An 18,694-nucleotide genomic window follows, 5' to 3' on the forward strand; every position below is an offset into this window, starting at 1 on the left:
ATATACTCTTGGGGGTATTGCCCAATCAGAATGATGGAACCGCCCGCAGAGGCGGCTAGGGAATCGCAAGGGAGCTGCTCTATGGAAATCGTCGACAACGTCAGCCGGCTGCTCGGCGACGACCTGAAGGATACCCTGCAGCCCGGTGCCCGGCTCAAGATCGCGGCCTCCAGCTTCTCAATTTTCGCCTACGAGGCGCTGAAGGAGGAGCTGGAGGCGTTGGACTCGGTCGAATTCATCTTCACCTCGCCCACCTTCGTCCCGGACCAGGCCAGCGATAAGTTCCGCAAGGAGCACCGCGAGTTCCACATCCCCAAGGCGGAGCGCGAGCGAAGCGTCCACGGCAGCGAGTTCGAGATCCAGCTCAAGAACAAGCTGACCCAGCGGGCCATTGCTCGTGAGTGCGCCGATTGGATGCGCCGCAAGGCCCGCTTTCGATCCAACCGTGGCCAGGCGGCCATGCAGCCCTTTGCCGGCGTTGCAGCCTCAGGCGGCGATACGGTCTATATGCCGCTACAAGGCTTCACGGCGGTGGATTTGGGCTACCAGCAGGGCAATGCGGTCTCCAACTTCGTTACCCGTTTCAGAGAGCCTGCCCACACCTCTCAGTTCATGGCCCTCTTCGACCAGCTGTGGCAGGACGAGGAGAAGCTCGAGGATGTCACTGAACGGCTGCGCGAGCATATCGCCTCGGTCTACCGGGAAAACCCGCCGGAGCGGATCTACTTCCTGATGCTCTACCACATCTTCCACGAGTTCCTGGAAGACATCAGCGAGGACGTGCTGCCCAACGACCGCACCGGCTACCAGGACAGCGTCATCTGGCAGAAGCTCTTCAACTTCCAGCGCGACGCGGCCACCGGGGTCATCAACAAGCTGGAGACCTACAATGGCTGCATCCTGGCCGACAGCGTAGGGCTCGGGAAGACCTTCACAGCTCTGGCGGTCATCAAGTACTACGAGCTGCGCAACCGCTCCGTGCTGGTACTGTGTCCCAAGAAGCTCGCCGACAACTGGCTGACCTACAACCGCAACCTGACCACCAATGTGCTGGCCCAGGACCGCCTGAACTATGACGTGCTCTGCCATACCGACCTGCAGCGCACCCGCGGCGAATCCTTCGGCATGCCGCTGGATCGCGTCAACTGGGGCAACTACGACCTGGTGGTGATCGACGAGTCGCACAACTTCCGCAACAACGACGTCTACAAGGATCGCGAGACCCGCTACCAGAAGCTGATGAACCAGGTGATCCGTGCTGGGGTGAAGACCAAGGTGCTGATGCTCTCGGCAACGCCGGTCAACAACCGCTTCACCGACCTGAAGAACCAGCTGGCCCTGGCCTACGAAGGCGAAACCGAGAACCTGACTCGCCATCTCAGCGGCGCCAAGGACATCGAGGGCATTTTCCGTCGCGCCCAGGCCACCTTCAATGAGTGGTCGGCCCTCCCGCCGGAGAAGCGCACCACGGGCGCCATCCTGCAGGCACTGGACTTCGACTTCTTCGAGCTGTTGGACAGCGTCACCATCGCCCGCTCACGTCGGCATATCGAAACCTTCTACGACACCAGCGATATCGGCAGCTTCCCGGAGCGACGCAAGCCGCTCTCGTTTCACTGCCCGCTTACTCACCGGGCCGACGTGATCGGCTTCAACGAGATCTTCCAGCAGCTCTCCCAGCTCAAGCTCTCCGTCTACGCTCCGATCAGCTACATCCTGCCCAGCCGCCTCAAGAAGTACGAGGAAATGTACGACACCGAAGTGTACAGCGGGAGATCCAGCTTCAAGCAGGTGGACCGGGAGAAGAGCCTGCAGGCCCTGATGACGACCAACCTGCTCAAGCGCCTAGAGAGCTCGGTGGCGGCGTTTCGCCTGACCCTGGAAGGGCTACAGGATAGCTACCAGACCATTTTGGATAAGATCGCGGCCTTCAAGCAGACCGGGCGCTCTGACAGCTTCGCGGATATCACTGCGTCCTTCGAAGACGCCGACCCCGACGACGACAGCATTCCCATGCCGGGCGATACCACGGTGGGCAAGAAGGTCAAGATCAGCCTGGAGGACATGGACCTGCCCTCTTGGGAGCATGACCTGAGCACCGACCTGGTTTGGATCGAACTGCTGCTGGAGGAAATGGCCAAGGTCACCCCAGCCGACGATGCCAAGCTGCAGCACCTCAAGACGCAGATCGCCAGCAAGCTGGCCTCACCGATCAATCAGGGCAATCGGAAGGTGATGATCTTCACCGCCTTCGCAGATACCGCCAAGTACCTCTACGACAACCTGGCGCCTGCTCTGCTGGAGAGCCAGGGCGTGCACACCGGCCTGGTAACCGGCAGCGATGCCCCAAAATCCACCATCGGGGCCATGCCCAACAGTCGCCAGCACTACGACTTCCAAGGCCTGCTGACGCTGTTCGCCCCACAGGCCAAAAGCAAGGCCGTGGTATACCCCGGTGAGCCCCGCGAGCTGGACATCCTGATCGGGACGGATTGCATCTCGGAAGGGCAGAACCTGCAGGACTGCGACTACCTGATCAACTACGACATCCACTGGAACCCGGTGCGTATCATCCAGCGCTTCGGGCGCATCGACCGCATCGGCTCGCCCAACGCCAGCATCCAGCTGGTCAACTACTGGCCGGACATCAGCCTGGACGAGTACATCAACCTCAAGGAGCGCGTCGAGAACCGCATGGTGATCGCCGACGTCACCGCCACCGGCGACGATAACGTGCTCAATGCCCAGTCCAACGACGTCGCCTACCGTCGCGAGCAGCTGCGCCGCCTGCAGGATGAAGTGGTGGAGATGGAAGACCTCAAGTCCGGCGTGTCGATCACCGACCTGGGCCTGAATGAATTCCGCATGGACCTGCTGGGCTATATGAAGGAGAACGGCGACCTGAGCCGTATTCCCAATGGGCTGCATACCGTGGTGCCAGCCCGCCCCGAGAGGGGCCTGCAGCCCGGGGTCATCTTCACCCTGCGCAATCTCAATCAGCATGTAGGGCACCAAGGGAGTGGCCTGCAGCAGCAGAACCGCCTGCATCCCTTCTACCTGGTCTACATCAGCCATACCGGCGAAGTGATCAGCGACTACACCGAGGTCAAGCGCCTGCTCGACCTGGCCCGCACTGCGTGCAAGGGGCTGGGCGAGCCCGTCGAAGCCGTCTATCGCGCCTTCAACGAGGAAACCCACGATGGCCGGGAGATGCGGGCCTATTCTGCGTTACTGGATCAGGCCATCCGCTCAATGATCGAGGTGAAGGAGGATAGGGACATCGATAGCCTGTTCAGCGGTGGCGAGACCACGGCACTGGTCGATACCATCGAAGGGCTCGACGACTTCGAGCTGGTTGCCTTCATCGTCATTCGTGACGCGGGCTCGACCATCGACATGGGCACGGAGCACCATACGGCCAGCAGGGAAAGCAAGAAAGAATCATGACGGCACCGCTCTACCAGTACCCTGCCAAGACCGTGCTCGGTCGTGTGGTCGCTAAGCAGCGCATCCTGGCGCATGTGCGGTCCACTACCAAGCTCAGGGACCGCCTGCGGGACGACGTCGCCCAGATCACCTGGCATGCCAAGCTGGCCCATAACACGCTCAACCTGCCTGGTACCCACGACGTGCCCGAACTACAGGTCTTCGTGGTCACTCTCAAGGGCGGGGACCTGCATCGAGACGTGCTTCAGGCCATCGACCGCGCCATTCCCTTCCCGATCCTGTTCGAGCTGCACGGCGCTCGCGGCATCCGTGTCAGCGCCGCCTACAAGCGGCCCAGCCAGGCTGACCCCAGCAAATGGGTACTGGATGACCACTACGCCAGCAGCGACTGGCTGCCAGCCGAGTCGCCCCGGCAGCCGCTTCCCACGGCCATCGACCTGAAGCAGCTCTACCAGCAGCTGCTGCGTAGCCTGCTTCCAGCGCCGGCTCGACAGGGCGAAGCCTTGCCGGACCAGCTGGAGCGCTTGAGGGCCTTGGACGCCCTCAAGAAGGACGCAGCCACCCTCGAGAAGCGCCTGCGCAACACGAAACAGTTCAACCGCAAGGTCGAGATCAACGCCGAGCTGCGCTCGATCCGCGAAAAAATTGCCGACTATGACACCTGATCACGACCGCAGAGGTCCGGAGACACGCGACACCATGGACAAGCTGAAAATGCACTCTCCTAACCTGACCGAGGCCAACATCGACAAGTTGGCCGAGCTGTTCCCCAGCTGCGTCACCGAAGCGCGGGATGAGCAGGGGCGGATGAAACAAGCCATCGACTTCGACCAGCTGCGCCAGGAGCTCTCTGACCATATCGTCGACGGTCCTCAGGAACGCTACCACCTCAACTGGCCCGGCAAGCGGGAAGCCCTCCTTGCGGCCAATGCTCCGATTGCCAAGACGCTGCGCCCCTGTCGCGAAGAGAGCGTGGACTTCGATACCACCAAGAACCTGTTTATCGAGGGAGATAATCTAGAGGCCCTGAAGCTTCTTCAGGAAACTTACCTTGCCAAAGTAAAGATGATCTATATTGATCCTCCATACAACACTGGCAATGACTTTGTTTATCGAGATGACTTCTCCTCTTCTGTCGAAGACTATCTTTTGTCGTCTAATCAAGTTGGCGAGGCACAGGGGAAGTTAGTCGCAAATCCTGAAAGTAATGGGCGTCGTCACTCTGACTGGCTATCGATGATGTATGGGAGAATCAGGCTCGCAAGAAATTTGCTGCGTGATGACGGGTTGATATTCATCTCTATTGACGATAATGAGCTGGCGAATCTAATAAAGATTTGTGATGAGGTTTTTGGTGAAGAGAATCTCGTTGCAAATTTCGTCTGGGAGAAAAGGACTAACAGAGAGAACAGAAAGGTTGTTTCTTCAAGGCACGATTATTTAGTTTGCTATTGTAAGAATGTTAGTCATGGTGGTCGTGTCCTCAAACAGCTGCCAATGAGTGAAAAGGCACTTGCGAATTATAAAAATCCAGATAATGACCCTCGTGGTCCATGGAAGTCGGACCCTGCTACGGCACAAGCTGGCCATGGTACGAAGAGCCAGTTTTATACTTTTGTTGCCCCAAATGGGACAAGGCATGAGCTCGAAAGTGGACGTTGCTGGCTTTATACAGAAGAGGTTATGAAAAAAGCGGAAGAAGAAGGTAGGCTGTGGTTTGGTAAGGAGGGGAATGGGGTTCCGAGGATTAAAACTTATCTAAATGATAAGGAAAGGGGGCTTACTCCTGAATCTATTTGGTTTGCTCAAGATGCTGCAACTAATGAGCAGGCAAAGAACTATCTGAAAAAATTGTTTGATGGTAAGTCGGTTTTTGATACCCCGAAGCCGATTGATCTTTTAGAGATTGCCTTAAGGGTGTCTACAGATAAAGATGATGTGGTTTTAGATTTTTTTGGCGGTTCGGCAACTACAGCTCATGCATTGATGAGGCTGAATAAATCAGACTCGGGTGAGCGTAAATTTATTCTTGTTCAGCTTGATGAGCCATGCTCTGAAAATAGTGATGCCTACAAGAATGGCTACAGAACTATTTCAGAGGTGGCTTTAGATAGGATTAAGCGAGCTGGAAGGGAGTTGTCATCTGGCTTGAGTACAAGCCATGGGATTGATTTTGGCGTAAGAGTGCTAAAAGTTGGACCGTCAAATATGAAAAGTGTCTACTATGAGCCGGGAGAGGTTTTACAAGAATCTCTTAAAGGAATGGTCGACAATGTTCGTGATGATGTTTTTCCCGAAGACCTTCTCTTCCAGGTCCTTCTGGACTGGGGGGTAGATCTTTCGCTTCCCATCTCCCGCCAGGAGCTTGATGGAAAAACCGTCTTCTTCGTCGATGGAGACGAGAAGCATATGGCCCTGGCCGCCTGCTTCGACCTGGATATCGACGAGGCATTCGTCAAGCAGCTCGCCAAGTACGAGCCGTTGCGCGTGGTATTCCGTGATGCCGGCTTTGCCAGCGACAGCGTCAAGATCAACGTCGAGCAGATCTTCGCCCAGAAGTCGCCCAATACCGACGTCAAGGTGATCTGATGAAGCTCCAGTTCAAGACGCAGGAATATCAGACACGGGCAGTTGAGGCGCTGGCGGACTGCTTTGCCGGCCAGCCCTTTAGTAGCGGTATCCGCTACCGTATCGATCCGGGCGAGGCCGCGCCCCTGGCGCAGCCGTTGCAGCGGGATATGTACGCCTCACCTGACCCCGACGACGCCGGTTTCAAGAACGCCGCGCTGGAGCTGACGGAGCTTGAGCTGCTGAACAACATCCGGACCGTGCAGCGCCGCCAGAACCTGCCGCTCTCCGACGGCTTGAAAAAGGATGACAAGACCGGCTGCCCCTACAATCTGGACGTGGAGATGGAGACCGGCACCGGTAAGACCTACGTCTACCTCAAGAGCATGTTCGAGCTGAAGCAGCGCTACGGCTGGAGCAAGTTCATCGTGGTGGTGCCCAGCATCGCCATCCGCGAGGGTGTGTACAAATCGCTGCAGATCACCGCCGACCACTTCCTGGAGAGCTACGGGGAGAAGGCGCGCTTCTTCATCTACAACTCGAAGCAGCTGCACAACCTGGAGAGCTTCTCCTCGGATGCTGGCATCAGCGTGATGGTCATCAACGTGCAGGCCTTCAACTCCCGTGGCGCCGATAACCGCCGTATCTACGATGAGTTGGACGACTTCCAGTCGCGCCGCCCCATCGACGTGATCAAGGCCAACCGGCCGATCCTGTTCCTCGACGAGCCGCAGAAGATGGAAGGGGGCAAGACGCTCAGCTCACTGAGCGAGTTCAACCCGCTGTTCATCGTGCGCTACTCGGCGACCCACAAGACGACCTACAACAAGATTCACCGCCTGGACGCCCTGGACGCCTACAACCAGAAGCTGGTGAAGAAGATCTCGGTGCATGGTGTCACCACCAAGGGCCTCACCGGCACCGATGCCTACCTCTACCTGGAGAATATCGAGACGGCCAAGAACAAGCCTCCTGTGGCCTGGGTCGAGTACGAGGAGAAGTCGGCCAGCGGCGTGAAGCGCAAGCGCCGCAAGCTGGGCAAGGGCGACAACCTGCATGAGCTGTCGGATGGGCTGGACCAGTACAAGGGATTCGTCGTCTCGGATATCGACGCTCGGGTCGATCAGCTCAGCTTCACCAACGGCGTCGAGCTCACCGCCGGGGAGGTAACCGTCGACGTCACCGAGAAGGCGCTGCGCCAGATCCAGATCCGCGAGGCGGTCAAGGCGCATTTCAAGAAGGAGCAGCTGCTGTTCTCCCAGGGGGTCAAGGTGCTCACCCTGTTCTTCATCGACGAGGTGGCTAAGTACCGCCAGTACGATGAGAGCGGTGAGGTGCTGGGCGAGTACGCCCGTATCTTCGAGGAGGAGTACAACCACCAGCTCAACCAGGTGCTGACCCTGGAAAACAGCGAGTACAACCGTTACCTGAAGGGCATCAGCGCCTCGGACACCCACAACGGCTACTTCTCCATCGACAAGAAGTCCAAGCGCCTCGTCGACCCCAAGACCAAGGCACGCTCGAACGAGACGGACGATGTCGATGCCTACGACCTGATCCTGAAGGACAAGGAACGCCTGCTGTCCTTCGAAGAGCCCACGCGCTTCATCTTCTCCCACTCCGCGCTGCGGGAGGGCTGGGACAACCCCAACGTGTTCGTCATCTGTACGCTGAAGCACAGCGATAACACCATCTCCCGGCGCCAGGAGGTGGGGCGCGGTCTGCGCCTGGCAGTCAACCAGCTGGGTGACCGCATGGACGATCCCATGACGGTGCACGACATTAACGAGCTGACGGTGGTCGCCAGCGAGAGCTACAAGGATTTTGTCACCGCCTTGCAGCGCGACATCAGCAATGACCTCTCTGAGCGCCCACGGGTCGCAGACGAGTCCTACTTCACCGGCAAGCTGCTCGTGTCGGATGATGGCGAGGTTGAGGTCACGCCCGCCATGGCCAAGGAGATCTACCGCTACCTGCTCAAGAACGACTACACGGATAACGCCGACCATATCACCGAGGCTTACCACCAAGCCAAGGAGGACGGCACCCTGGCCGAGCTGCCGGAGGCGCTGCAGCCCCATGCACAGCAGGTCTTCCAGCTGATCGACAGCGTCTTCAGCAACGCCCAGCTGCCGCACATCGAGGACGGCCGAAAGGCCAAGCTGAACCCGCTCAACGACAACTTTCACAAGAAGGAATTTCAAGAGCTCTGGGAGCGCATCAACCGCAAGGCGGCCTACTCGGTCAGCTTCGACTCGAACGAGCTGATCGAGAAATGCGTGGGCTATCTGGACCTGAAGCTCAGCGTAAAGCGCCTGGAGTATCAGGTGGAGCGTGGCACGCAGAAGGCCGAAGCCAGTTACCAGGACATGACTAGCGGGCAGGCCTTCACCGTCAACGAGAGCGAGCGTGTCAAGCATGATGGTTCGCTTCACTCGGCGGTCCAGTACGACCTGATCGGCCGCCTGGCCGAGGCCACGCAGCTGACGCGGCGTACCGTGGCGGTGATTCTCTCCAAGGTTCAGCCGAAGACCTTCAAGCAGTACCAGATGAACCCCGAGGACTTTATGGCCCAGGCTGCCAGGCTGATTAACGAGCAGAAGGCCAGCATGGTGGTCGAGCACATCAGCTACGACCCCATCAACGAGCAGCACAGCCGGGAAATCTTCACCATCGAGAAGCCGGAGAACCAGCTGGATCGAGCCTACAAGGCCAACCGCCACGTCTATGACTACGTAGTGACCGACTCCAAGATCGAGCGGGAATTCGTTGAAGAGCTCGATACCGGCAAGGAGGTAGTGGTCTACGCCAAGCTACCGAAGAGCTTCTTCATCCCGACGCCAGTGGGCAACTACAACCCTGACTGGGCCATCGCCTTCAATGAGAACGACGTCAAGCACGTCTACTTCGTTGCCGAGACCAAGGGCAGCATGTCATCGCTAGAGCTACGTGAAATCGAGCAAGCCAAGATAAAGTGCGCCACGGAATTCTTCGACACCATCGCCACGGCGAAGGTGAAGTATGATGTTGTGGACTCCTATGACAAGCTGATGAATCTAGTAAGATAAATAAATGTTGCCAGGCCCTGCTGTGGCCTGGCTTTATGCCGAAGTTGGGACAAGGAAAGTTGTGTGGCTAGAGTGATATTGGTCAGAAGCCCGCTTGAGTTGGCAAAAATAGATCAAGCCGGATATGGCTGGTCTCAAGTGAATTTTTCTGAGCACTCTTCTGCCGAATCTCTCATGACAGCATTTCGTGACCAAGTCATCGAGGTGGGTAGAAAGGGGAACCAAATTCGGCGATTCTTTAATATTCGTGCCGGTGACTTGATAGTAGTGCCCGTCGCTCGCGCTATCCTGCTTGCCCGAGCCACTGGTGAGAAGAGCTTTGGATTAGAGGTAGGCTATGGAGAAAACCGGGTTGGTGCAAAATACTTGCGAGGTCCAGATGGGACCATAAAACGGATTCCTCGCGACGATCTTTCTACCGCTCTTGAAACTCGATTGAAAATTCGGATGGCCGTTGCATCACTTGATGAGTTTTCAGACGAGCTGGAAACTCTATATGCGCGGCTAGAATCTGGTGGTTTTAGCAACATCAATAGCCAGCATGAAGCTGAGAACAGTGAAGCAATTGAAGCTTTCAAGAAAACTCTGCTAGAGCGTATCCGAGAAGGAAGCACCTTCCTTTCTGGAGGCGGGAATGGAATGGAAATGCTGGTGATGGAGCTCTTGAAGCTGGAAGGGTATGACGTTCACCGGCCTAGTAAGAGGCACTATGAAGGCATTGCAGATGCTGACATTGAAGCTTACCGGAAGGATCGGTTCAATCCTACCAAGCTCCTCATTCAAGTAAAGCATCATCAGGGTACTACTGGAGCTCACGGCATCCGCCAACTCGCCGCAATTGATGAGGACGACGCTCAGCGCTGGCTGATCACGACAGCGATCTCAGGGGAAAGCACCAAGGCATTGGCGGAAAAAGATGACATCCAGATAATGGATGGGGCTGACTTTGTCGATTGGCTCTTTGAACATTGCCAAAACTTGTCGGTTGTCACACGAAGTCGGCTTGGGCTATCCGATGTCCCCGTACTGCTTTAAAAATATTGCTTTGGAGGGAATTTAATGGGCTATGATTCGGAGTTCGACCAGCGTCGGCTAGACCAACTAGCATCGACATACCTTTCTGAAAGCTTGGCAGCCGGCTATGTCGTGTTTTTCGCTGATGACGATGGCCGGCTAGGAAAAGCGACCTGGTGCCTTGATGAGGGACACTACAAGTCCCTGAACGACTCAGGTTTCAAGTATCACTTGATGGAGTTGCTTGACTCCCTCTTGGTTTACCGTGCTCAGCATGAGCAGCCAAATGCTACACAAGGGGTGGTTAAGCTGAATAAGGAAAAGCTCAGAGTGGAGTGGGTCACGCCGGAGGAAGCCAGCCAGCTCGCGGAGTAATTTAGCCAGCTATCAAATAGCATTCAGGGTAAAGGTCAGGACTATTTTGATCTTTAAAAAATTGAATCCAAGCAGCTCCGATATCTCCAGTTGGCGATATGAAACAAATGACAACAGAGGGTTCCAGCTCGGATGCATAATCAGAATAGGTCAAAAGAACGCCAAGTCACGCCTCTCTCCAACATTTCTTTGGCTGAGGGGCGGGAGGTCGCCATGACATATGAAACCAAGGAGATGCTGGACTGTCTTCGAGCAGTAGCTGTTGCAGAGATCGAGAGAAAGCGCCGGCTTGGCCACTATGTTGTCGTTTGGCAGAACAAGCGACCGGTGCTGATCGGAGAGGATGCGCCATTAGATCCATGAGACTGCCGCATCACCTAACCTAATACGACCCATTCTCCGATGACTAAGCATGATTCGCTAAAATGGTCTACGCTAATTGAGCAAATCTGCTGATATGGAGAGCCTTATGGCACGATACTACGTGAATTCTAACGCCCAACCCAATGGAGATCACGAAGTGCACAAGCTGGAGTGCAGTTTTCTCCCAGATACGGCTAATCGGCGGTATTTAGGAGAGTTTTCAAACTGTGCCTCTGCGGTCGCGGAGGCTCGGCGGAGTCATTATAGGCAGTCTAATGGCTGCTTCTACTGCAGCCGGGAATGCCATACTAGTTAAGCATGTCGTTCGGGCCCACCAATACCAGGGTTGGCTAGAATCTCACCGGAGGTGGGCCGTCAACGATAATCTTTTTCTTCCTTTCTGACCCACTGCTCTGTTATTGCTCATGACGCTCGCATGGTCCGCCTCACCTGTGCTGCCGAGATATAACGGTGATTTGGGGGAACCTGCTTCACCAGTGGAGTCGAGGAGGGTGGTGTAATGTCGGGGAAGGCACGACGTCAGCGTCAGGATACTTTCGATATCCTCTACCTTTGGTTGACTGGGTACGACTTTCAGGTCGAGCTGGGGATAAATCATCGGTTAAGAATGAACCCTCTATGGAGTGATCTCAATTCTCGCGTGATGGAAGCCCGTACCGAGCTGGAAGTGAGAGGAAAGTGCTTTTACCCCGAGGAACGGAAGGGAGAGAAGTTCGTGTTCACGCTGATTGCGACTCCAAGCCCCCCCGGCTTTACGGACACAGTGGAAGATATTCAGCAACGTGACTCACATGGTTCTCCGCGGTACCGCACGTATCGTGGCTACCCTGTGCCAGTCTTTGAGTGCCCGAAGGGAGTGGCAAGGCTCAGGCGTGAGCGTCGCGCCGCTGCTTGGAACGCTTGGATGCAAGTGCCTGAAGGCTATATCAGTGATTGCTTGTCCGTGCTGAGTGCCAAGGCAGCGCGGTATATCTACATCCACGAGCACATCGTCGAGAAAGAACGCTGGATAAATAGCTTCTCTATCCAGTCAAGCGATCCAGACGAATAACACTCGATGCCGAAAAATTTGTCCTTCGCTTCTCAAAGTTGCTTGAGCAGCCCTATGATTTGCCTGCATGCGGGAAGAGCAAATGCTGGAGTCGCTAGTTCAGGCAATATAGTCTGCCCATTCCTGCATCATCGCCCGGCGCTTCTCAAACAAATCGCCTCGGCGATAGGCGGCCTCCACCTTGTTCTCGATGGTGTGAGCCAGCGCCATTTCGGCCACATCGCGGGGATAGCTGGTGACTTCGCCCGTCCAGTCGCGAAAGCTCGAGCGGAAGCCGTGGGGTACGTAGTCGCCACGCTCGCCACCGACGCCATACCCAATGCCGCGCATCAGCTGCAGCATGGCCATGTTGGAGAGAGGGCGACCATAGCGAGCGCCGGGGAATACGTGTGTATTGCCCTGTACCTTCGGCAGCTGGGCCAACAGCTCCACTGCTTGCCGTGACAGCGGCACACGGTGTTCGCGGCGTGCCTTCATCCGGTCAGCTGGGATCGTCCAGGTTTCATTGTCGAGGTCGATCTCCATCCAATCAGCGCGCAGGACCTCTGAAGTGCGTGTAGCTGTGAAGATCAGGAATTGCAGTGCCTTGGAGGAGATGCTGGCTAAGCCTTGAAGCTCGGCCATGAAGCTAGCGACATCCTCGTAGGGCATGGCGGGGTGGTGTGTCACCTTCTTGACCCTTGCCGGCTTGGCCAGCAGCTTGTCGAGGTGACCACGCCAGCGGGCAGGATTTACGGGGTCCCGGAAGCTGTGCGCTGCGGCGTAGTCGAGAATGTTCTCAATACGGCCTTGCACACGCTTGGCCGTCTCGGTCTTGCTGGTCCAGATCGGCGACAAGATCTTCAGGACGTCCTGGGTGGTGACCTCATCGACCGGCATGGAACCGATCACCGGGCGGGCATAAGCCTTGAGCGTGCTGACCCACTGCCGCGCGTGCTTGGCGTTCCGCCAGCTGCGGCGGTGAGATTTGATGTAGCGAGCGGCACAGCTGGTGAAGGTGGGCGTCGTCTCGCCTGGTTGCTCCTGCTCGACGCTGACTTCCATGGGGTCTTGGCCGTTCTTGACCAGTTTGCGGTGATCCCCAGCACGCTCACGTGCCAAAGCCAAGCTGACGTCCGGATAGCTGCCGAGCCCCATGTAACGCTGCTTGCCCTGTAGCTTGAAGCGATAGATCCAGCTGACCGAGCCGCCGGCGGTGATCTGCAGGTATAGCCCCTGACCATCGCCGGTCATGCCTTTCTTGCCTTCCTTTGCGAGCTTCTGAACCGCCTTGCTGGTGAGCTTGCCCATGCGCTCCCTCATTACCCTGCTGCGTGATGCATAGCAGCCTACCACAACATGACCCACACTTTGACCCACACTCATGGGCTGGCTTCAACGTGACTGAATTAGACGTCTCTGGACAGAAAAAGGAGAATAATGCAAAATAATCAGTATGTTGGTGGTCTTAGCTGGAGCTTGCTGGATGCAATGTATGCGGACTCCCCCTCCGCCACGAATCTGGAATCAACCGGCTTAATGGCCGGTTTTTTCATGGCTGGAAAAAGACACGGTGAGGGGGAGGCAGATGAGAACCCTCCGGTTCGCACCGAGGCGCTCGATTTTTCGAGCGCCGACAAACGGCCTCGCGTAGCGAGCCGTTCATCCCGACCCCGCCACGAATCTAGAATCAACCGGCTTAATGGCCGGTTTTCTTCCCTTGGGTTAAAGGTCGTTTCGGCCTCAATCGTTACCCAAACCCATCCCGCATAGTCGGGATTAGCCAGATGCTGCTGGAAAGCTGCCAGCTCGGGGCTCTCCCCATGTTGCGACAATTCGTCCAGCATATCGCAGGCTGCCAGGAAACTTTTTGTTTATCATCTGCGCTCGCCGAGCCGTAGCAACCCGCGGCCATGTTCCTCGCTCACCCAGATGATGGTAATGCTACGACTCAGTTCCAGGAAATCGCTGCACCACTACTTTGCTGCCTATCTAGCACTTGCAGCGATGGCGATCGTTTTTCTGGGACCCTTGATCTCCCAAGTTCAAGCTGGAGATCGTCATGACAGTTCCATGGCAGGCATGTCCCATGCGGGCATGCCTGATCATGCTGCACCGGTAAACCCCCAAGCCGAAGTCGCGCTTACCTGGTTCGACCAATGTGGCTATTGCTCGTTCTGGCAGCACTTTCCCACTGCGCATGTAGTGACACCCAAGGTTGCTCGAGACGCCTTCAAGCCTTCTGATGGAGAAGTTGCTTGTCCTCGGCCATCGGCGGTTTGCTCCCCAAGCTTTCCCAGCGCTCTGGCCAGGGCTCCGCCCATTTCTCTTTGAACGTCATCATCTACAGCACATTCCGGTTCTCGGTCATCGATCGATTCGGCGACGCATGACCGGATGAAGTGAAGGAGTTCAAGGGGAATAGCATGTCCACTGAGAAAAATGGACACAAGGCATCTGCGCGTGTCTCAAATGAATCCAGACAATTGATGATTAGACCGCTGGCGCTTGGCGTAGCGCTTGCCTCGGCAGTAATGGCCTTTCCGGCCTTGGCGGCAATCACGGAGGTCCCGATCGGTGAACTTGAGCCCATGATCGTTACAGCCGTGCCGCTCAGTTCTCCGATCACGGTCGAGACCGACCCGCGACAGCCCAGGCAGCCTGCGCCGGCAAGTGATGGCGCCGACTATCTGAAGACCATTCCAGGATTTTCAGCTATTCGCAATGGCGGTACCAACGGTGACCCCGTTTTCCGAGGCATGTTCGGCTCGCGCTTGCGAATCCTGACCAATGGCAGCCAGATGCTGGGGGCGTGCCCCTCGCGGATGGATGCCCCGACTTCGTATATTTCCCCGGAGAGCTATGACAGCCTGATCGTCGTGAAAGGGCCGCAATCGGTGCTCTGGGGCCCCGGCGCTTCTGCCGCGACGGTGCGCTTCGACCGTGGCCCCGAGGCTTTCGACGACCCCGGCGTGCGTGTCGATGGCAGTGTCATGGCAGGGACTTACGGGCGATTCGATCGGCGAGTGGATGCCGCCGCCGGGAACAGGGACGGCTATGTTCGCGCCATAGGCAGCCAGTCCGAGGCCAATGACTACAAGGATGGGGATGGTAATACCGTGCCGTCAGCCTGGGACAAATGGAATGGCGATCTCGCGGTCGGCGTGACCCCCGATGAAGACACCTGGCTTGAAGTGACGGCGGGGCGCGGCGACGGCGAAGCACGATATGCCGGGCGAGGAATGGACGGTAGCCGGTTCCTGCGGGAAACAGCCGGTCTGCGGTTCGAAAAACAGAACCTCGGTGATCACTGGAGCAAGCTCGAGTTCCAGGCGAACTATGCCTATGCCGACCACGTCATGGACAACTTCACCCTCAGAGAGCCGAGTTCCATGAACATGGGCGGAGGCATGAGCATGGGTGGCAGCAAGATGGCGTCGGAGCTGGATCGTCGTACGCGCAGTACTCGTCTTGCCTCTACCTGGGACTGGGACGATGTCTCCTGGGTGGCCGGCGTCGATGCCGAGCATCAGGAGCATCAGGAGCATCGGGGCAGAAAGTCGTCCTACGACATGGCAGGCGAGTATGTCGCTCCGGAAAACTTCGCCTGGAAAAAGGACTACGAGCAGACACAGTATGGGCTGTTCAGCGAGCTGACCTGGTATGCGGGGGATCGTGAGCGAGTCATTGGCGGTGCGCGACTGGATCGCTATCGGGTCACGGACGAAAGCGACGACACGGCGACGGCCGGTGATACGCGCCATGACACCCTGCCGAGTGGTTTCGTTCGCTACGAGCAGGATCTTGAGGCGGCTCCGGCTACCTGGTACGCGGGCATCGGTCATGTTCAAAGGTTCCCCGATTACTGGGAACTCAAGCCCGGTCTCGCCGGCCCCTCCGGCAGCCTGAATGCTTTCGACGGCCTCGAGCCCGAGAAAACCTCTCAGCTCGACATCGGCGCACAGTATCATGCTGCCCAAACACGCGCCTGGGTTTCTGGTTACCTGGGGTATATCGAAGACTTCATCCTGTTTGACTATGCGGCAGGCGGCACCGGGACGACTCGCGTCGGCAATGTGGATGCCCAGATCGCCGGGGCCGAACTCGGCGCTGCCCATGACTTCACGGAAAACTGGACGGCGCAGGCGACGCTGGCTTATGCCTGGGGACGCAACGCAACGGACGATGAGCCGCTCCCGCAGATTCCTCCTCTCGAGTCGCGGTTGAGTGTGACTTATGCGCGAGACTCCTACTCCGTGGGTGCGTTATGGCGATTGGTGGCACCGCAAACACGGGTGGCGCTGAACAAGGGCAATGTCGTCGGCCAGGATCTGGAAGAGTCAGCCGGTTTTGGCGTGTTCTCACTCAATGGTGCCTACGAGTTCAGCGCGAATGTGACGGTCAGCGCAGGCGTGGACAACGTGTTCGACAATACATATACCGAGCACTTGAACCTTGCCGGCAATGCCGCCTTCGGTTATCCCGCCGATCTGGACAGTGGTATCAATGAGCCCGGTCGCATGCTCTGGGCTAAACTGGACTTTCATTTCTAGCCTCGTGCGCCCACCGTCAGGTGGGCGCAATTGGAGTTCTGCAGAAGCCTAGTAAAACCACGCAAACGATGGTGGTGTAACCGGTCCGGGCCAGGATCGAGCGAGGAGGGCCACATGGCGCTTCGAATTTTCTCGCTGTTGCGATGTTTCTGTATTGCCTTCGCACTTGCCGCCGGTGCTCATGCCCAGCAAGAGCCGGACGAGGAGGCCTTGTGGGCCCTATTGGCGAATGGCAGCCACGCGGCGCTGATGCGCCATGCCATGGCGCCGGGCACCGGCGACCCCGCCGACTTCCGGTTCGATGACTGTTCGACCCAGCGGAACCTGTCCCCTCGGGGGCGGGAGCAGGCGCACGCTATCGGCGAACGGTTTCGTGAAAACGGTATCGTCGGGGCGAATGTCTATTCCAGCCAATGGTGCCGCTGTCTGGAAACGGCCCGGCTGCTCGACCTGGGCGAGGTAGTCCCCACGCCTGGGCTGAACTCCTTCTTCACCCGACGCGAGCGAGGGCCCCGGCAGAGCGACGAGGTACGCAGCATGCTTGCCGAGAAAGCGGGCGGGGGAGTGTCGGTACTCGTCACGCATCAGGTCAACATCACCGCCCTGACCGGCGTCTACCCCGGCTCCGGGGAGATCGTCGTGGTACAGCCTTCAGGCAGTGACTTGCGCGTGGTGGGGCGTATATCGCCCCGATGAGTGCTTGTTTTTGATGGCGGTTCGGACAGGGGTCGCCGGCATGTCCCGGCGACCCCTGCAAGCATCTGCCGGCAGCGAGGCGCGATCAGCCGGGCTGCGCCCCCTGCTGGTTATAGGTATAGATGTCGTTGCGCTCTCCCTCTCTCCAGATGAAGAGATTGAACATGGCGTACGCCACGGCGATGAGGGGCGTGATGATGGCAAGGAAGGTCCAGCCCATGTAGTCCCAGGCCGACACGTCCAATACGCCCATGTAATAGGCCCCGCCCAGGCCCCAGGGCACGAGAGGAGAGGTCACGGTGGCGGAATCCTCGCAGGTGCGTGAGCAGACGGAAGGCAGGATCTTGAGCTTACGATAGGCTGGCACCAGCATTCGACCGGGAATGATGATGGCGATGTACTGACTCGCGGAGAAGAGGTTGGTGGCCAGCGACGCCACGACATGGGTCGTGATCAGCCCTCGCGAGCTGCCCACCAGCTTGTTCATCTTGCCGAGCAGGACTTCCAGCATGCGGGTCTCTTCCAGCAGTCCGCCGAGGCTGAGGCCGATGAAGCCCAGGGAGATGGTCCACATCATTTCCTGCAGGCCGCCACGGCTGAGCAGCTCGTCCACCGCTTCGATGCCGGTCTCCGACACATAGCCGTAGTTCATGTAGTTCATCATGTCGCCGATCCCCACCCCCTGGGTGACGACCGCCATGCCGGCGCCCAGCAGACTGCCGATCACCATGACGGCAAGCGCGCTGACCCGGCGATAGGCCAGCACCACCACGATGAGTGGAGGTATGAAGGCCAGCAGGCTGACCCAGTAATTCTCCTGGATGCCCTGAAGCAGTTGGTCGGTTCTCGTGGTGTCGATATCGCCGCTGCTGTATCCAGTGCCGAGGAAGAAGAACAAGGCCGCTGAAATGACAAGCGCGGGGCCGGTAGTATAGAGCATGGAACGGATGTGGTCGAAGAGATCGGCTTCGGCAACCCCCGCTGCCAGGTTGGTCGAGTCGGAGACGGGGGATATCTTGTCGCCGAAGATCGCCCCGGAAATGACCGCCCCGGCCGTCATTGGGGCGGGGATGTCCAGGCCACTGCCGATACCCATGAAGGCGATGCCGAAGGTCGCGGCGGTGGTCCAGGAGCTGCCCGTGACCAGGGAAGCGATGGCGCATACGAGAATGGCAGTGAACAGGAAGTAGGCAGGGGAGATGAGCTGCAGGCCGTAATACACGAGCGAGGGTATGGTGCCCGAGGCGATCCAGCTGGCGACGAGCACCCCCACCATCATCAGGATCAGCATCGGCAGCATGGCGATTTCGCAGCCGTAGAGGATGCCCCTTTGTATGTCGCGCCAGGTGAAGCCTGACGCCAGAGCGATGGTGGCGCAGACCACGATGGCGAAGATCAGCGAAATATGCGTTACCCAGTCTTCACCGAGGATGAAGATCTGGGCGAACATCATGAAGCAAAGAAATCCGATGCCGCTGGCTGCCCCCAGGAACGAGGGGCGTACTGTCGAGTCGTTGGTTGTTGTAGTTGTCATGTTTATCTCCTTCGGGAGTTTGCGA

Annotated in this window: 13 protein-coding genes; 11 read left to right on the forward strand and 2 right to left on the reverse strand. The window is 57.7% G+C overall.

Annotation, left to right across the window (positions count from 1 at the left end; all coding sequences use genetic code 11):
* The first annotated feature begins 81 nt into the window (after window positions 1-81).
* The 8 genes from BUA41_RS08425 (at window position 82) to BUA41_RS08460 (ending at window position 11,907) form a co-directional block, all read left to right on the forward strand.
* Window positions 82-3,447, forward strand: coding sequence for a helicase-related protein (locus tag BUA41_RS08425; protein WP_084671305.1), 3,366 nt, complete (start codon window positions 82-84; stop codon window positions 3,445-3,447).
* The gene (locus tag BUA41_RS08430; RefSeq protein WP_072821713.1) at window positions 3,444-4,112 is read left to right on the forward strand and encodes a DUF4391 domain-containing protein; all 669 of its coding nucleotides are present in this window, start codon (window positions 3,444-3,446) and stop codon (window positions 4,110-4,112) included. The genes BUA41_RS08425 and BUA41_RS08430 overlap by 4 nt, the downstream gene beginning before the upstream one ends.
* A 34-nt stretch (window positions 4,113-4,146) precedes the next feature.
* Complete coding sequence (locus tag BUA41_RS08435) at window positions 4,147-6,036, forward strand: site-specific DNA-methyltransferase (RefSeq protein WP_072821715.1); 1,890 nt, start codon at window positions 4,147-4,149, stop codon at window positions 6,034-6,036.
* On the forward strand, window positions 6,036-9,083 hold the full coding sequence (locus BUA41_RS08440; RefSeq protein ID WP_072821717.1) for a type III restriction-modification system endonuclease: 3,048 nt from the start codon (window positions 6,036-6,038) through the stop codon (window positions 9,081-9,083). Before BUA41_RS08435 ends, BUA41_RS08440 begins: the two co-directional genes overlap by 1 nt.
* Window positions 9,084-9,146: 63 nt before the next feature.
* Complete coding sequence (locus BUA41_RS08445) at window positions 9,147-10,118, forward strand: restriction endonuclease (RefSeq protein ID WP_072821719.1); 972 nt, start codon at window positions 9,147-9,149, stop codon at window positions 10,116-10,118.
* A 24-nt stretch (window positions 10,119-10,142) separates the two neighbouring features.
* Window positions 10,143-10,472 carry a hypothetical protein gene (locus BUA41_RS08450; protein WP_072821721.1) on the forward strand — a complete coding sequence of 110 codons (330 nt, stop codon included), beginning with the start codon at window positions 10,143-10,145 and terminating at the stop codon, window positions 10,470-10,472.
* Between the two features lie 213 nt (window positions 10,473-10,685).
* Window positions 10,686-10,835 (forward strand): hypothetical protein, encoded by a 150-nt coding sequence (locus tag BUA41_RS19235; protein ID WP_175546950.1) that lies wholly within the window; start codon window positions 10,686-10,688, stop codon window positions 10,833-10,835.
* A 520-nt stretch (window positions 10,836-11,355) separates the two neighbouring features.
* The gene (locus BUA41_RS08460) at window positions 11,356-11,907 is read left to right on the forward strand and encodes a hypothetical protein (protein WP_072821725.1); all 552 of its coding nucleotides are present in this window, start codon (window positions 11,356-11,358) and stop codon (window positions 11,905-11,907) included.
* Between the two features lie 99 nt (window positions 11,908-12,006).
* Here the strand turns inward: BUA41_RS08460 and BUA41_RS08465 are convergent, their stop codons facing one another.
* Window positions 12,007-13,197, reverse strand: coding sequence for a tyrosine-type recombinase/integrase (locus BUA41_RS08465; RefSeq protein WP_072821727.1), 1,191 nt, complete (start codon window positions 13,195-13,197; stop codon window positions 12,007-12,009).
* A 630-nt stretch (window positions 13,198-13,827) separates the two neighbouring features.
* Between BUA41_RS08465 and BUA41_RS19725 the strand changes: the two genes are divergently transcribed.
* The 3 genes from BUA41_RS19725 (at window position 13,828) to BUA41_RS08480 (ending at window position 17,135) form a co-directional block, all read left to right on the forward strand.
* Window positions 13,828-14,220, forward strand: coding sequence for a DUF2946 family protein (locus tag BUA41_RS19725; protein WP_072821729.1), 393 nt, complete (start codon window positions 13,828-13,830; stop codon window positions 14,218-14,220).
* Between the two features lie 92 nt (window positions 14,221-14,312).
* Window positions 14,313-16,439, forward strand: coding sequence for a TonB-dependent copper receptor (locus BUA41_RS08475; protein ID WP_072821731.1), 2,127 nt, complete (start codon window positions 14,313-14,315; stop codon window positions 16,437-16,439).
* A 114-nt stretch (window positions 16,440-16,553) separates the two neighbouring features.
* Entirely contained in the window at window positions 16,554-17,135 is a 582-nt protein-coding gene (locus tag BUA41_RS08480) for a histidine phosphatase family protein (protein ID WP_084671314.1), read from the forward strand.
* A gap of 85 nt (window positions 17,136-17,220) precedes the next feature.
* On the opposite strand, the gene nhaC is transcribed toward BUA41_RS08480, so the two are convergent.
* Entirely contained in the window at window positions 17,221-18,669 is a 1,449-nt protein-coding gene (gene nhaC, locus BUA41_RS08485; RefSeq protein WP_072821733.1) for a Na+/H+ antiporter NhaC, read from the reverse strand.
* Window positions 18,670-18,694 lie beyond the last annotated feature (25 nt).

The sequence above is a fragment of the Modicisalibacter ilicicola DSM 19980 genome (genome assembly GCF_900128925.1).
GTDB lineage: Bacteria > Pseudomonadota > Gammaproteobacteria > Pseudomonadales > Halomonadaceae > Modicisalibacter > Modicisalibacter ilicicola.

Coding starts and splice junctions, on each gene's coding strand:
- BUA41_RS08425 (WP_084671305.1), top strand. CDS start 82: ATGGAAATCGTCGACAACGTCAGCCGGCTGCTCGGCGACGACCTGAAG.
- BUA41_RS08430 (WP_072821713.1), top strand. CDS start 3,444: ATGACGGCACCGCTCTACCAGTACCCTGCCAAGACCGTGCTCGGTCGT.
- BUA41_RS08435 (WP_072821715.1), top strand. CDS start 4,147: ATGGACAAGCTGAAAATGCACTCTCCTAACCTGACCGAGGCCAACATC.
- BUA41_RS08440 (WP_072821717.1), top strand. CDS start 6,036: ATGAAGCTCCAGTTCAAGACGCAGGAATATCAGACACGGGCAGTTGAG.
- BUA41_RS08450 (WP_072821721.1), top strand. CDS start 10,143: ATGGGCTATGATTCGGAGTTCGACCAGCGTCGGCTAGACCAACTAGCA.
- BUA41_RS19235 (WP_175546950.1), top strand. CDS start 10,686: ATGACATATGAAACCAAGGAGATGCTGGACTGTCTTCGAGCAGTAGCT.
- BUA41_RS08460 (WP_072821725.1), top strand. CDS start 11,356: ATGTCGGGGAAGGCACGACGTCAGCGTCAGGATACTTTCGATATCCTC.
- BUA41_RS08465 (WP_072821727.1), bottom strand. CDS start 13,197: ATGGGCAAGCTCACCAGCAAGGCGGTTCAGAAGCTCGCAAAGGAAGGC.
- BUA41_RS19725 (WP_072821729.1), top strand. CDS start 13,828: ATGCTACGACTCAGTTCCAGGAAATCGCTGCACCACTACTTTGCTGCC.
- BUA41_RS08475 (WP_072821731.1), top strand. CDS start 14,313: ATGTCCACTGAGAAAAATGGACACAAGGCATCTGCGCGTGTCTCAAAT.
- BUA41_RS08480 (WP_084671314.1), top strand. CDS start 16,554: ATGGCGCTTCGAATTTTCTCGCTGTTGCGATGTTTCTGTATTGCCTTC.
- nhaC (WP_072821733.1), bottom strand. CDS start 18,669: ATGACAACTACAACAACCAACGACTCGACAGTACGCCCCTCGTTCCTG.